Here is a 14,024-nt window from a genome sequence, read left to right on the forward strand (position 1 = left end):
GTGCTGCGCCTCCCGGCGCAGGGGCGGCACCGGCCCGCTCCCCCACCCGGCCTCCCATATGATACTGCCGTTGGGTGGCCGGGTGGGGGAGCGGGCCGGTGCCGTTCTTCCCAAATAACGGTGCCGTTCTTCTCAGTGGCTGGCCGTGGGGATCCCGCCGCCGCGCGGTTTGGGGGCCAGCCACACGGCCAGTGCCGCGATCAGAAACACGCTTGCGGCCACCTGATAGACATGGGCGGCGCCGATGGTCGCGGCCTGTGCCTCGACCAGCCGGTCGATCGCCGCCCGCGCCTGTTCGGGGGATGCCCCGCCCGCCTCGATCAGCGCGGAGGTGCGGCCGACATCATGGAGCGCGGGGACGAGTTCGCTGCGCATCCGTTCCGAACTGTCGTCCCACAAAGTGGTGGCGACGGCCGTGCCGATGGCCCCGGCCAGCGTGCGCATGAAGCTCATCAGCCCGGCTGCCGACACGACCTTGTCAGCCGGCACCGCGCCGAGCGCGAGCGCGGTCAGCCCGATGAAGAAGAACGGCATCCCGATCCCCTGCAACAGATGCGGCAGAGCGAGCTGCCAATAATCCGAATCGGTCGTCCACTGGGTGCGCAGCAGCGACATCAGGAACAGCCAGCCGATGCCCGCGGTGATCAGGAACCGCACATCGACCCGCGCCACCAGCCGCGCCGCGAACGGCGACACGAGCACCGCGAACAGCCCCACCCAGGCGACGACATAGCCGGCATTGGTCGCCGTATAGCCGAGCACCTGCTGCAGCCACAGCGGGGTCAGCACGATCTGCGCGAAGAACGCCCCGAAGCCGAGTGAGATGGCGAGCACCCCGGCGACAAAGCCGCGATGGCGGAACACCCGCACATCGACGATCGGATCCCGCTCGGTCAGTTCCCAGATCAGGAAGGCGGCAAAGCCGATCGCGGCGGTGATCGCCAGCCCGATGATCCAGCGCGATTCGAACCAGTCATATTCGCGCCCGGTATCGAGCATGATCTGCAGCGCGCCGACGAACAGCACGAGCAGCGCCAGCCCGACATAGTCGATGCGCGCGCGGACGGTGCGGGTTTCAAACGGGGTGATCATCCGCTGGACGCCGAAAAAGCAGATGGCGACGATCGGCAGGTTGATGAAGAAGATCCACGGCCAGCTCCAGTTGTCGCTGATCGTGCCGCCGAGGATCGGGCCGAGGATCGGCGCGGTCGTCGTCGTCATCGCCCAGATCGACAGGGCGACCGGCTGGCGGTTCTTGGGAAAGATGCGCAGCAGCAGCGTCTGCGACAGCGGCATCAGCGGCCCGCCCATCAGCCCCTGCATCACGCGGAAGGCGACGAGCATCGGCAGCGTGGTCGCCAGCCCGCACAGCAGCGAGCACAGGCCAAAGCCCAGCATCGAGATCAGGAACCAGCGCACGCTGCCGAACCGCCCCGCCAGCCAGCCGGTCAGCGGCACGCTGATCGCATCGGCAACCGCATAGCTGGTGATCACCCAGGTGCCCTGGGTCGGCGACACGGCAAGGCCGCCGGCGATGTGCGGCACCGCGACATTGGCGATCGAGGTGTCGAGCACGACGATGAAGTTGGCGAGCGCCAGCGCGAACGCGCCGATGATCAGCCGCGCGCCCGTGAGCGGCTGCGGCTCTTCGGGGACGGTCGCGGGGGACGCGGCGGGCAAGGCGGCGGGACGCGCGCCCTCCCCCGGCCCGGCGGCAAGGGTGCCGGCCATGATGCTCAGCGCTCCCGCGTGTCGATGACGGCTTCCATCGACAGCCCCACGCGCAGCGGGTGCGCGCGCAGCTCGCGCGGGTCGAGCGCGATGCGCACCGGCAGGCGCTGGACCACCTTGATCCAGTTGCCGGTCGCATTCTGCGCGGGGATGAGCGCGAAGGCCGATCCGGTGCCGCCGGCAAAGCCGACCACCCGGCCATGGAAGACGACATCGTCGCCGTAGAAATCGGACACCAGCTCGACCGGCTGGCCGGGGCGCACCTGTGCCAGCTGGTTTTCCTTGAAGTTGGCATCGACGAACGCCGCATCGACCGGCACGATCGTCATCACCGGCGTGCCGGCGGCGACGCGCTGGCCCAGCTGGACCTGCTTGTTGGTGACGATCCCGGCAATCGGCGCGCGGATGACGGTGCGCGCCAGGTTGAGCCGCGCCTGCTGGAGCCGCGCACGCGCCGCCACAATGTCGGGCGCGGTGTCGAGATCGGTGCCCTCGACCAGGGCGGCGGTCGCGGCGACATCGCCGCCGGCGGCGCGGCGCGTCGCCTCGGCGCTCGCCACGCCCGCCCGGGCAAGCTCGCGGGCCGCGCGCGCCGACTGGAAGGCGGTGCGCGCCGCCGTCAGCTCGTCGCCCGACACCGCACCGCCCGGGGCCAGCGCCTCGCGCCGGCCAAGCTCGATCCGCGCGCGCTCATACCCCGCCTCGGCCTCGGCGAGCCGCGCCCGCGCCTCGGCGATTTCCGATGTGCGGGCGACGGCGCGGCCGCTTGCCGCGCCCAGATTGGCGCGGGCCTGGCGGTAACGCTGCACCGCCTGGGCAAGCGCGCTTTCCGCCTCGGCAACCGCGATCTTCGCATCGGCGGGATCGAGGACGAGCAGGATCTGGCCCTTGGCGACCATCTGGGTGTTGGCGACCGGCACCGCCGCGACCGGGCCGCCGACCAGCGGCGTGATCTGCGCGGTATCGGCCCCGACATAGGCATTGTCGGTCGACACCCGGCCATATTGGGTGAGGAAGAACCACAGCGCCCAGACGAGCGCGAGCGCGGCGACAATGCCGCCGAGCAGCATGAACAGGCGCCGGCGCTGGCCGGCAGGCGCGGCGACCGCGCGGTCGGAGAGGATGGGATCGGGCGACATGTCCGACATGATCAATGTCCTTGGGCAGGCGAGTTCGGGGAAGCGGCGACGGGCGGCTGGCCGAAGCCGCCGCCCAGCGCGCGGACGAGCGCGACGTTAAGGGCGAGGCGCCGCCCGTCGAGATCGGCGACCGCGCGTTCGGCGGCGAGCAACTGGTCCTCGGCGGCAAGTGCGGTCAGCTGATTGGCCAGCCCGCCTTCGTAACGGATGCGGGCGATCCGCGCCGCTTCGCGCGCGGCGGTGCGGGCGGCGCGCTGTTCGGCCAGCCGCACGTCGAGCGCCCTCAGGCTGGCAAGCGCATCGGCCACCTCGCGCAGCGCGCCGGCCAGCGCCGCATCATAGCGCGCGACGGCTTCGTCATACTGGCCGCGCGCGCCGCGATAGGCCCCGCTCAGCCGCCCGCCCTCAAAGATCGGCAGGGTGAGCGCCGGGCCGAGATTGGCGATGCGCGACCCGCCATCGATCAGCTGGTCGAGCCCGAGCGACTGCAGCCCGACCAGCGCCGACAGGTTGAGGTTCGGATAGAAAGCGGCGCGCGCGACCTTGATGCGCGCCGCCGCCGCCTCGGCCCGCAGGCGCGCGGCGGCCAGATCGGGCCGGCGGCCGACCAGATCGAGCGCGATGTCGCCGGGCACCCCGGCGGCAAGCGGCGTCATGGCCGGGCGGGCAATCGCCAGCCCCCGGTCCGGTCCCGCGCCGATCAGCGCGGCGATGCGGTGCCGGGTCAGCGCGATCGCCTCGTCGAGCGCGGCGATATCCGCCCGCGCGGCGGGGACGCGCGCCTCGGCCTGGGCCAGTTCGCCGCGCGTGTCGACGCCGGTGTCCACCCGGCGGGCGGTGAGCGCGGCGGTGTCGCGGCGGATGCGTTCGGCGGCGACGGCGACGTCGCGCTGCTGATGCAGCAGCGCCAGATCGGCATAGGCGGCGGCGATGCCGGTCGACAGCATCAGCCCGGCCTGGGCGGCGTCCATCGCCGCGGCCCGGCTTTCGGAGGTGGCGGCGGCAAGCGCGGCGCGGTTGCGCCCCCACAGGTCGAGATCGAACGAGACTGTGCCGGCGATCCGGCCGACATCCTGAATGCCGTCGGGCACGAACTGGGGCGGGATGCCCAGATTCTGGCTCTGCTGCTGGCCGCCCGCCGATGCCTCGACGCCAAGGCGCGGCAGCGTCGCCCCGCGCGACTGTTCGGCCAGCCCGTCGGCGGCGCGCAGCCGGGCGGCGGCGGCGCGGATATCGGGCGCACCGGCCAGCGCCTCGGCGATCAGCGCGTCAAGCTGCGGATCGCCAAAGCCCCGCCACCAGCCGCGCCCCGGCCATTCACCGGCGGCAGCCGGTGCCGCCGGCGCGAGGCTGGCGGTCGCGGCCAGCGTTGACGCATCGGCAAGGCGCGGCGGCGCGCCCAGATCGGGCACTGCGGCACAGCCGGCGGTGGCGAGCAGCAGGGCCAGCCCCCGGCCCTGATGCGGTCCCCGCCTGTCGAGCGACCGGATGCGGTGCTGGCGAAAACATGTTTGAAAGGCGGCACGACAATCACCATACTGGTCAGTACACCCACCCATTTGGGATCAGGCAGATCAGTTGTCAATCGAAATGATACCACACAGTACATTCCCGGAGAAAGGCGGCGCAGATGCAGCGCCCGCCGGCGCGCACCCGGACAGCACGCATCCAGACAGGGCGCGCCCGGCAGACAGGGCGCGCCCGGCCAGCGCGCGCGATGCCCGGCGCGAGGCGATCGTCGCGGCGGCGCAGGCGGCGTTTTTCTCGCGCGGCTATGGCGCGACCTCGATGTCGGCGATTGCGGCGACGGTCGGCGGGTCCAAGACCACGCTCTGGGCGCATTTCCGGTCGAAAGAGGAGCTGTTCGCCGCCGTGGTCGACGATCTGGTCGAACGCTATGGCCGCGCGCTCGATGTGCCGCTTGATCCCGATGGCGATGTGCGGACCGTGCTGCTCGGCTTCGGCCAGGCGCTGATGGCGACGATCCATTCCCCCCGATCGTCGACCTGCACCGGCTGGCGATCGGCGAGGCACGGCGGTTTCCCGAGCTGGCCCGGCTGTTCTACGAACGCGGCCCGGCGCGCGGCAAGGCGCGGATGCGCGGCTATCTTGCCGAGGCGATGGCGCGCGGCAAGCTGCGACCGGGAGACCCGATGCTCGCCGGGCGCATGTTCGTGGGTATGTTGCAGGCGGGCTCGCCGCAGCTCCACATGCTGGGGGTCGAGACACCGCCGGCGACGGCGGATCTGGATGCCGAGATTGAGATGGCGGTCGACCTGTTCCTGCGCGCCTGGGCGCCCTGAGCCGGCCGGGTCAGCCCCCGTCCCGGCGCGCACCGATGATCCGCGCCAGTTCCTCCTGCCGCCGCGCCAGTTCGTCGAGCCTGAGCGCCAGCACCGTGTCGACCTTTTCATGCAGCCGCAGGATTTCCAGCTCGGCGCGCAGATTGACCTCATAATCCAGCCTTGCCGCCAGCCGGTCCTTCGCCGCCTGGCGGTTCTGGCTCATCATGATGATCGGCGCCTGGATCGCCGCCAGCATCGAGAGGATGAGGTTGAGGAAGATGTAGGGGTAAGGATCAAAGCGGATGCCCATCCGGCCGAGCACATCGGTGTTGATCACCATCCAGGCGAGCAGCACGACCGCAAAGGTGATGATGAACCCCCAGGAGCCGCCGACCGCCGCCACCCGGTCGGCCAGCCGGTCGCCGAACACCGCCTCGGCCTCGGCGACGTCGCCGGCATCGCGGCTGATCGGGGTGCGCGCGCGCATCGCCGCCAGCACCCGCGCCTCCTCCGCATCCAGCGCCGCCAGTTCCTTGCCCAGCAGATCTGCGGCCATCTGGTCGGCGCTGCGCATCGCGGCTCCTAACGGCCGCGCGGCGCGGGGCCGGCGAAGCTGACCAGGCTTTCCGCGCCGCTGGCCGACAGCGCCGACACGCCGACGAAATGATCGTCGATCACGACAGTCTCAAGCGTGGTGCCGGTCGCGCCGGCCGGCAGGTCGCGCTGGTCGGTCCAGTCGGGCCGGTCGGCTGCGCGCCAGCGGACGCGGTAGCCTGCCGCCCCCGGCACCGGGGTCCAGCGCACGGCGATATCGTCGCTGAGCGCGCCGCTGATCGTCACCCCCTGCGGCGCAGCCGGCGCGGCGGCCAGTTCGCGCGCGACCGCCAGGTTGAGCGCCGTCACCCGCGCCAGATAGGCGAAATCCATATGCTCGATCGTGTCGCCGAAGAAACGGCCATTTTCGGTGCGGACATTCTGGTGCTGGTGATCATAATTCTCGACCGCCTCGGTGAAGCGCACGGCGGGCATTCCGGCTTCGAGGAACGGCGTATGGTCGCCGCCGCGCTGGAACCGGTCGGGCCGGCGGACGGCGAGCACCGACAGCGCGCGGGGGTCGCGGCCCCGCTCGCGCTCGGCGATGCGGCGCACCGCCTTGGCGAGCGCGCGCGACGGGCCGTCATCCTCGCCGCCGTTCATCCTGAGCGCGCGGACCGCATCCAGCTCCGCCGCCGCGCCCACGCCTTCGGAAAACACCCGCACCCGGTCATCGACGCGCTGGCCCGACAGGCCGGTGGTGTTGCCGACGATATCGTTGTTGAGCACCGCCGCCACCTGCCAGCCGCGCTCGCGCGCCAGCCGGGCGAGCAGCCGCCCGCCCCACAGCCCCTGTTCCTCACCCGACAGCGCGGCATAGACGATGGTGCCGGCAAACTTTTCCGCCGACAGGATGCGCGCCGCCTCCATCACCAGCGCGACGCCCGAGGCATCGTCATTGGCCCCCGGCGCGTCGGACGCTGCGTCCATCACATCGGAGGCGCGGCTGTCGATATGCGCCTGGATGATGACGACACGGCCGGGATCGCCCTGCCCCTGCTGGATGGCGATGACATTTTCGACGCGCACGCCGGCGGGCGCGCGCGGGCCGCTCACCACATCGCCGACCGTCTCGACCGTCAGGCAGCCGCCGCAGGCGGCACCGATCTCGCCGAACCGCCGCGCCGCCCAGGCGCGCGCCGCGCCGATGCCCCGCTTCGGATCGGTGGCGGACGACAGCGTGTGGCGGGTGCCGAAACCGACCAGCGCCTCGACGCTCCGACGCAGCAGCGCGGGATCGGGCCGCATCGGGCCGGGCGGCGAAGCGGCGGCAACGGGCGGGACGATGGCAGCCAGAATGGCGGCGGCGATCAGGGTTCGGGCGGTGCGCATGGCGCGGACAATCGGCGAGTTTTCCGGCCCATGCAAGCGGCCGCCGCCCCGCACCGCCCCCGTCAGCCGGCGACCAGCGCCCCGTTTTCGATCCGGCGATAGAAACAGCTTGGCGCGCCGGTATGGCAGGCCGGGCCGGCGGGGCGCACGCGCAGCCACAGCGCATCCTGATCGCAGTCGATCCGCGCCTCGACGACGCGCAGCACATGGCCCGACGTCTCGCCCTTTTTCCAGATGCGCTGGCGGCTGCGCGACCAGAAATGCGCCTCTCCGGTCGACAGAGTGAGCGCCAGCGCCTCGGCGTTCAGATGCGCGACCATCAGCAGCGCACCGCTGTCGGCGTCGGTCGCGACGCCGGTGATCAGCCCCTGCGCGTCCCATTTGGGATCAAGCGCGGGCCCTGTTTCGCGGGGATCAGCCATGACCCTCCACGCATACGCAAATCCCCCGGTATGACAATGGGGAGACAAACCCGATTCCGCTGCCTATATCGCGGCCAGCCTTTGCTGAGGCGCGGGACGATCATGCTCACCACCAATCCTTTCGACGACGACAAGCTGCGCGAAGAATGCGGCATTTTCGGCATTTACGGGGCCGAGACCGCATCCGCCGTGGTGGCGCTCGGCCTGCACGCCCTCCAGCATCGCGGGCAGGAGGCGGCCGGGATCACCAGCTGGGACGGCGCCCATTTCCACACCCACCGCGCGATGGGCCATGTCGCGGGCAATTTCGACCGTGACGACGTGATTCGCGGCCTGCCGGGCCGGGTCGCCTGCGGCCATGTCCGCTATTCGACGACCGGCGAGACGGCGCTGCGCAACGTGCAGCCGCTGTTCGCCGAGCTGTCGTCGGGCGGCTTTGCGGTCGCGCACAACGGCAACATCTCGAACGCGATGAAGCTCAGGCGCGAGCTGGTGCGGCGCGGTTCGATCTTCCAGTCGACCTCGGACACCGAAGTCATCATCCATCTGGTCGCCACCTCCGCCTATCGCACGCTGCTCGACCGGTTCATCGACGCGCTGAAACAGGTCGAGGGCGCCTATTCGCTGATCTGCATGACCGGCGAAGGGATGCTGGCGTGCCGCGATCCGCTCGGCATCCGGCCGCTCGTGATGGGCAAGCTTGGCGATGCGACGATCTTTGCGTCCGAAACCGTCGCGCTCGACGTGATCGGCGCGGACTTCATCCGCGCGGTCGAACCGGGCGAGATCGTGATCGTGACCGAGGCCGGGGTGCGTTCGATCACCCCGTTTGGGCCGGTCGATCCGCGCCCGTGCATTTTCGAGCATGTCTATTTCTCGCGCCCCGATTCGATCGTCGAGGGCGTGTCGGTCTATGACGTGCGCAAGGCGATCGGCGCGCAGCTGGCGATCGAGGCCCCGGTCGAGGCCGATCTGGTGATCCCGGTGCCCGATTCGGGCGTGCCGGCAGCCATCGGCTATGCCCAGCAATCGGGCATTCCGTTCGAACTGGGGATCATCCGGTCGCATTATGTCGGCCGCACCTTCATCCAGCCGGGCGATCAGGTCCGCCATCTGGGCGTCAAGCTCAAGCACAATGCCAATCGCGCGCTGATCGGCGGCAAGCGCGTGGTGCTGATCGACGATTCGATCGTGCGCGGCACCACCTCGCTCAAGATCGTGCAGATGATGCGCGATGCCGGCGCTGCCGAGGTGCATATGCGCATCGCCAGCCCGCCGACGCGCCACAGCTGCTTTTACGGCGTCGACACGCCCGAACGCGCCAAGCTGCTAGCCGCGCGGCTCGACGTGCCGGGCATGTCTGACTTCATCCATGCCGACAGCCTGTCGTTCATCTCGATCGAGGGGCTGTACAAGGCGCTCGGCCATGAGCGCCGCGCCGCTGCCCGCCCGCAGCATTGCGACGCCTGCTTCACCGGCGATTATCCAACGACGCTCACCGATCATGACGAGGTCGCGCCGGCCGACCAGCTGAGCCTGCTCGCCGAACGGGTCGTCTGACCTGCCGACACCCCCTGCCGACACCCAATAGCCAATGGACACCAGATGACCGAACAGCCCAACACCGACCGGGATCAGGCCGCGCGTCCGCTGGCCGGGCGGCTGGTGCTCGTCACCGGCGCGAGCCGGGGCATCGGCGCGGCGACCGCCGAGGCGGTGGCGCTCATGGGCGCGCATGTCATCCTGACCGCGCGCACGACCGCCGACATGGAAGCGGTTGAAGAACGCATCCATGCAGCGGGCGGCAGCGCGACCATCGCGCCGCTCGACCTGACCGACGGCGAGTCCATCGGCCGGCTGGCCACAGCGGTCGGCGGGCGCTGGCAGCAGCTTGACGCGCTGGTGCTCAATGCCGCGACGCTCGGCACGCTGTCGGCGGTGCCGGCGATCGACCCCAAGGAGTTTGCCCGGCTGCTGACCCTCAATGTCGGCGCGCAGCAGGCGCTGATCGCGGCGTTCGACCCGATGCTGCGCGCGGCGCGGCCGGGCCGGCTGATCGCGGTGACGTCGAGCGTGGGGGCCACGCCGCGCGCCTTCTGGGGTGCCTATGGCGCGTCCAAGGCGGCGCTTGAAACCCTGGTCGCCGCCTATGGCGAGGAAAACCGCAATCTCGGCGGCGTGCATGTCGCCATCGTCGATCCCGGCGCGACCCGCACGACGATGCGCGCCCGCGCCTTTCCGGGCGAGGATCCGCAGACCGTCAAGGACCCGGCGGTCGTCGGCGCACGCATCGCCGCGCTCATCGCGAACGGCTTTGAAACCGGCCACCGGGAGCGGGTCGACGGGTGAGCGGCGCGGCCGTCCATATCGTCCATCATCCCGATTATCTGACGCCGCGTCCGCCTTCGGGCGGCTTTCCGGCGGACAAATACCGCCTGCTGGTCGAGGCGGTTGACCGCATCGGCCGGCCGGTCGTCCGCCACCTGCCGGAGCCGATGCCGGAGGCCGATCTGTGCGCCGTCCATGATCCCGCCTATGTCGCCGAGGTGCTCTCCGCCCGGGTGCCAGCGGACAAGGAACGGCGCATCGGCTTTCCGGTCACGCCGCGCATCGCGCGCCGCGCGCAGCTGACGCCGGGGGGAACCTGGCTGGCCGCAAAGCTCGCGCTTGCACATGGCTTTGCCGCGCAGACCGCGGGGGGCAGCCATCATGCGCTGGCCGATACCGGGGCTGGATATTGCGTGTTCAACGATCTGGCGATCGCCGCGACCCGGCTGATCGCCAGCGGCGATGCGCGCCGGGTGCTGATCGTCGATGTCGACGTCCATCAGGGCGACGGCACCGCCGCCCTGCTCGCCGGGCGGGCGGACATCGCCACCTATTCGGTCCATGCCGACAAGAACTTTCCCGTGCGCAAGGCGCGCTCGACGCTCGACGTGCCGCTCGCCGACCGCACCGGCGACGATGCCTATCTGGATGCGCTGGGCGCAACGCTGCCGCCGCTGGTCGACCGGTTCGCACCCGATCTCATCCTCTATCAGGGCGGCGTCGACCCGCATGTCGACGACCGGCTGGGGCGGCTGGCGCTGAGCGATGCCGGGCTGGACGCGCGCGACCGCTTTGTCGCCGGGCTGGCGCGGGCGCGCGGCATCCCGCTCGCCAGCACGCCGGGCGGCGGCTATGGCACGGATCTGGCCGCCGTCGCCGCGCGCCATGCCGCCACCATCGCCGCGCTCCATGATGTGCTGAGCCGCTGAGCGGGCCCGGTTCCGCCCCCGCGAAAATCGCGCTACAGACCGGGGCCGTGACGACCATCGCCTTCCCAGCCGCATGACGCGCATCGTCTGGTTCCGCCGCGACCTCAGGCTCGCCGATCAGGCCGCGCTCGCCGCCGCCGCGCGGCAGGGGCCGGTGATCCCGGTCTATATCCTTGACGACGAAACGCCGCGGCACCGGCGCATGGGCGCGGCATCGCGCTGGTGGCTGCACCACAGCCTGTCGCGGCTGGCCGGGGATCTGGCCGCGCGCGGCAGCCGGCTGATCCTGCGGCGCGGCCCGGCGGCGGAAACGCTCGCCGCGCTGATGGCGGAAACCGGCGCGACCGGCATCGACGCGCTCCATCATTACGAGCCCTGGTGGCTGAACGCCGAAAAGGCGCTGGCGAAGGCGCTGGCGGAAACGGGCACGCCGCTTGCGCTCCACCATGGCAATTATCTCGCGCCGCCGGGATCGATCCTGACCGGCAGCGGCAGCCCCTACCGCATCTACACCCCCTTCTGGCGCGCGCTTGTGCAGACGATGCCGCCCCCGCCGCCCCGGCCCGCGCCCGAACGTCTGGCCGCGCCGGACAGCTGGCCGGCCAGCGACCGGATCGAGGATTGGGGGCTGCTGCCCACCGCCCCCGACTGGGCGGGCGGGCTGCGCGCGACATGGCAGCCGGGCGAAGCGGGCGCGGCTGCGCGGCTCGACAGCTTCGTGCGGCTGGCCGCGCGTTATGGCGAGGCGCGCAACCTGCCATCGGTCGAGGGCACGTCGCGCCTGTCGCCGCATCTGCATTTCGGGGAGATTTCGCCGGCGACCGTCTGGCACCGGCTGGCCGATGCCGGCGGGTCGGTCGATACGTTCCTGGGCGAGCTGGGCTGGCGCGACTATGCCCAGAACGTCATCCTGCAAATGCCCGAATATGGCCGGCGCAATGCCCGCCCGGCGTTCGACGCCTTTCCGTGGCGCATGCGCGACGACCCCGCCGTGGCGGCCGATTTCACCGCCTGGACGAAGGGAATGACCGGCTATCCGATCGTCGATGCCGGGATGCGCCAGCTCTGGGCGACCGGCTGGATGCACAACCGCGTCCGCATGATCGCCGCCTCGTTCCTGATCAAGCATCTGCTGATCGACTGGCGCGAGGGTGAGGCCTGGTTCTGGGACACGCTGGTCGATGCCGATTACGGGTCGAACGCCGTCAACTGGCAATGGACGGCGGGGACCGGCGTTGATTCCAACATGTTCGTGCGGATCATGGCCCCGCTCACCCAGTCGGACAAATTCGATGCCGCCGGCTATATCCGGCAATGGGTGCCGGAACTGGCCGGGCTCAGCGACAGCCAGATCCATGATCCGGCAGGGCTGTTCGTGCGCGGCTATCCGCGCAAGCTGATCGACCACCGCGCCGCGCGCGAACGGGCGCTCGCCGCCCATGAAAGCATCAAGCCATGAGGATGACGCCCGTGACGACCAGCAAGACGCGCCTGCCCCTTTTCCGCCCCGCCCGCACGCCGCTGCGCTCGCTGGCCGCGCTGGCTGCGCTGATGCTCGCCGGCGCGTCGCCGGTCGCCGCGCAGATCGCGCTGACGCCCGAAAATGCCGACCGCATCCGCATGGCCGGCGCGACCATCCTGTTCTGGAACCAGGCGCAGCGCGACCAGAACTTCCCGGCGATGGAGCAGCAGTTTCCCGGCACCACCGCCCGCGCCGCCGCGCGGCCGCGCGCGCTGCCCGCCGGACGGGCGCTCGACCTGCCCGAGGCGGAGGCGTTCATGGCCGCCAACAACACCGCCGGGCTGATCGTCGTGCACAAGGGCAAGGTGCGGTTCGAACGCTATCAGCGCGGCTATTCGGCCGAGGGCCGCTACACCAGCTTCTCGGTCGCCAAATCGCTGACCTCGACGCTGGTCGGGGCGGCGGTGCGCGACGGTTACATCAAGTCGCTGGCCGATCCGGTCACCCGCTACATCCCCGAACTTGCCGGCAGCGCCTATGACGGCGTGACCGTCGCGCAGGTGCTGACGATGACGTCGGGCGTCAAATGGAACGAGGATTATACCGATCCCAAATCCGACGTCGCGCGCATGTATCTGATGCCGGTGCCGGCGGGGGCCGATCCGACCACCGCGTTTTTGAAGACCCTGTCCCGCGAGGCGGAGCCGGGCAGCAAATGGGTCTACAAGACCGGCGAGACCAATCTGATCGGCGTTCTCGTCACCCGCGCGACCGGCAAGAGCCTGACCCAATATGCCGAGGAAAAGATCTGGCGGCCGTTCGGCATGGAACGCGACCTGTTCTGGATGGTCGACCAGTCGGGCCAGAATATCGGCGGCTGCTGCCTGTCGGCGAGCCTCAGGGACTATGCGCGCATCGGCCTGTTCACCCTGTCGGGCGGCAAGGGCGTGGTGCCGCGCGGCTGGTTTGCCGATGCCACGCGCGCCTGGTCGCCGGTTCCGGGTGCCGGGGAGCGCGGCTATGGCTATCAATGGTGGACCGGGCCGGCCGGCAGCTATCAGGCGCAGGGCATTTTCGGCCAGCTGATCCATATCGACCCCAAGCGCCAGCTGGTCATCGCCATGTCGAGCGCCTGGCCCAAGGCGACGGGCAGCGATCTGGGCGCGGCGCGGGCGCGCTTTGTCGACCAGATCAAGGCCGCGATCGACGCCGGCCGCTGAGCGGGTGATCACGCTGCTGCTGGGCGGGGCGCGGTCGGGCAAGAGCCGGCGCGCGCAGCTGCTGGCCGAGGCGGCGGCCCCGGCGGGCGTCGCCGGTGCCTGCCTGATGATCGCGACCGCCGAGGCGTTCGACGCCGAAATGGCCGCGCGCATCGCCCGCCACCAGGCCGAACGCGGCCCCGCCTGGGACGTGATCGAGGCACCGCTGGACCTTGCCCCGGCGCTCGCGCGCGCGTCCGGCCCGGTGGTGATCGACTGTCTGACGCTGTGGCTGTCGAACCTGATGCTCGCGGGCCATGATGTCGAGCGCGCGGGGGCGGAGCTTGCCGCCATGCTCGGGCGGATCGACGTGCCGGTGTTCCTGGTGTCGAACGAGGTCGGGCTGGGGCTGGTGCCCGAAACGCCGCTTGGCCGCGCATTTCGCGACGCGCAGGGGCGGCTCAACCAGCTGATGGCAAGGATTGCCGACCGGGTCGAGTTCATCGCCGCCGGCCTGCCGCTGGTCCTGAAACCGGCCTGAAACCGGCCTGAAACGAGGCTGCCCCGGTGAGAGCGGTTCCCGATCCGGCTGCGCCGGATCAA

General features: G+C 70.8%; 13 protein-coding genes. 7 read left to right on the plus strand and 6 right to left on the minus strand.

The genetic code is table 11. The features are described from left to right. Nucleotides 1–132: 132 nt before the first annotated feature. Genes GVO57_RS13005 through GVO57_RS13015 form a run of 3 tightly spaced genes read right to left on the minus strand, consistent with a single transcriptional unit; the run spans nt 133 to nt 4,429 of the window. Nucleotides 133–1,731: a DHA2 family efflux MFS transporter permease subunit gene (locus tag GVO57_RS13005; protein WP_160593586.1), complete on the minus strand. Its 1,599-nt coding sequence runs from the start codon at nt 1,729–1,731 to the stop codon at nt 133–135. A gap of 5 nt (nt 1,732–1,736) precedes the next feature. Beyond that, nucleotides 1,737–2,879: an HlyD family secretion protein gene (locus GVO57_RS13010; protein ID WP_160593587.1), complete on the minus strand. Its 1,143-nt coding sequence runs from the start codon at nt 2,877–2,879 to the stop codon at nt 1,737–1,739. 2 nt (nt 2,880–2,881) lie between these two features. Further along, nucleotides 2,882–4,429: an efflux transporter outer membrane subunit gene (locus GVO57_RS13015; protein ID WP_160593588.1), complete on the minus strand. Its 1,548-nt coding sequence runs from the start codon at nt 4,427–4,429 to the stop codon at nt 2,882–2,884. Nucleotides 4,430–4,918: 489 nt separating this feature from the next. Here GVO57_RS13015 and GVO57_RS13025 point away from each other — a divergent pair, with 489 nt between their 5' ends. Next, nucleotides 4,919–5,173, plus strand: a complete 255-nt coding sequence (locus GVO57_RS13025) for a TetR/AcrR family transcriptional regulator C-terminal domain-containing protein (protein WP_233281581.1) — start codon at nt 4,919–4,921, stop codon at nt 5,171–5,173. A gap of 10 nt (nt 5,174–5,183) precedes the next feature. Here the strand turns inward: GVO57_RS13025 and GVO57_RS13030 are convergent, their stop codons facing one another. From GVO57_RS13030 to hisI, 3 genes are all read right to left on the minus strand, one after another. Beyond that, entirely contained in the window at nt 5,184–5,729 is a 546-nt protein-coding gene (locus tag GVO57_RS13030) for a DUF1003 domain-containing protein (protein ID WP_160593589.1), read from the minus strand. Between the two features lie 8 nt (nt 5,730–5,737). Continuing rightward, a complete protein-coding gene (locus GVO57_RS13035) occupies nt 5,738–7,081 on the minus strand; it encodes a M20/M25/M40 family metallo-hydrolase (protein ID WP_160593590.1) in 1,344 nt (447 codons plus the stop codon). 62 nt (nt 7,082–7,143) lie between these two features. After that, complete coding sequence (gene hisI / locus GVO57_RS13040) at nt 7,144–7,503, minus strand: phosphoribosyl-AMP cyclohydrolase (protein WP_160593591.1); 360 nt, start codon at nt 7,501–7,503, stop codon at nt 7,144–7,146. Between the two features lie 102 nt (nt 7,504–7,605). Between hisI and purF the strand changes: the two genes are divergently transcribed. The 6 genes from purF (at nt 7,606) to cobU (ending at nt 13,962) form a co-directional block, all read left to right on the plus strand. Further along, nucleotides 7,606–9,063: an amidophosphoribosyltransferase gene (gene purF, locus GVO57_RS13045; RefSeq protein WP_160593592.1), complete on the plus strand. Its 1,458-nt coding sequence runs from the start codon at nt 7,606–7,608 to the stop codon at nt 9,061–9,063. Between the two features lie 45 nt (nt 9,064–9,108). Beyond that, nucleotides 9,109–9,852: an SDR family NAD(P)-dependent oxidoreductase gene (locus GVO57_RS13050; protein ID WP_160593593.1), complete on the plus strand. Its 744-nt coding sequence runs from the start codon at nt 9,109–9,111 to the stop codon at nt 9,850–9,852. Continuing rightward, complete coding sequence (locus tag GVO57_RS13055) at nt 9,849–10,760, plus strand: histone deacetylase family protein (protein ID WP_160593594.1); 912 nt, start codon at nt 9,849–9,851, stop codon at nt 10,758–10,760. The genes GVO57_RS13050 and GVO57_RS13055 overlap by 4 nt, the downstream gene beginning before the upstream one ends. 73 nt (nt 10,761–10,833) lie before the next feature. Beyond that, a complete protein-coding gene (locus tag GVO57_RS13060) occupies nt 10,834–12,219 on the plus strand; it encodes a cryptochrome/photolyase family protein (RefSeq protein WP_160593595.1) in 1,386 nt (461 codons plus the stop codon). After that, nucleotides 12,216–13,442: a serine hydrolase domain-containing protein gene (locus GVO57_RS13065; RefSeq protein ID WP_233281382.1), complete on the plus strand. Its 1,227-nt coding sequence runs from the start codon at nt 12,216–12,218 to the stop codon at nt 13,440–13,442. Before GVO57_RS13060 ends, GVO57_RS13065 begins: the two co-directional genes overlap by 4 nt. 4 nt (nt 13,443–13,446) lie before the next feature. Beyond that, nucleotides 13,447–13,962 carry a bifunctional adenosylcobinamide kinase/adenosylcobinamide-phosphate guanylyltransferase gene (gene cobU, locus GVO57_RS13070; protein WP_160593596.1) on the plus strand — a complete coding sequence of 172 codons (516 nt, stop codon included), beginning with the start codon at nt 13,447–13,449 and terminating at the stop codon, nt 13,960–13,962. The last annotated feature ends 62 nt before the right edge of the window (nt 13,963–14,024 follow it).

This window comes from Sphingomonas changnyeongensis, assembly GCF_009913435.1.
Taxonomy (GTDB): Bacteria; Pseudomonadota; Alphaproteobacteria; order Sphingomonadales; family Sphingomonadaceae; genus Sphingomonas_B; species Sphingomonas_B changnyeongensis.

Excerpts from the sequence above, each read along its gene's own strand:
- GVO57_RS13015 (WP_160593588.1), bottom strand. The coding sequence starts at position 4,429 with ATGGGTGGGTGTACTGACCAGTATGGTGATTGTCGTGCCGCCTTTCAA.
- hisI (WP_160593591.1), bottom strand. The coding sequence starts at position 7,503 with ATGGCTGATCCCCGCGAAACAGGGCCCGCGCTTGATCCCAAATGGGAC.
- purF (WP_160593592.1), top strand. The coding sequence starts at position 7,606 with ATGCTCACCACCAATCCTTTCGACGACGACAAGCTGCGCGAAGAATGC.
- GVO57_RS13050 (WP_160593593.1), top strand. The coding sequence starts at position 9,109 with ATGACCGAACAGCCCAACACCGACCGGGATCAGGCCGCGCGTCCGCTG.
- GVO57_RS13065 (WP_233281382.1), top strand. The coding sequence starts at position 12,216 with ATGAGGATGACGCCCGTGACGACCAGCAAGACGCGCCTGCCCCTTTTC.
- GVO57_RS13035 (WP_160593590.1), bottom strand. The coding sequence starts at position 7,081 with ATGCGCACCGCCCGAACCCTGATCGCCGCCGCCATTCTGGCTGCCATC.
- GVO57_RS13010 (WP_160593587.1), bottom strand. The coding sequence starts at position 2,879 with ATGTCGGACATGTCGCCCGATCCCATCCTCTCCGACCGCGCGGTCGCC.
- GVO57_RS13060 (WP_160593595.1), top strand. The coding sequence starts at position 10,834 with ATGACGCGCATCGTCTGGTTCCGCCGCGACCTCAGGCTCGCCGATCAG.
- GVO57_RS13030 (WP_160593589.1), bottom strand. The coding sequence starts at position 5,729 with ATGCGCAGCGCCGACCAGATGGCCGCAGATCTGCTGGGCAAGGAACTG.
- GVO57_RS13005 (WP_160593586.1), bottom strand. The coding sequence starts at position 1,731 with ATGGCCGGCACCCTTGCCGCCGGGCCGGGGGAGGGCGCGCGTCCCGCC.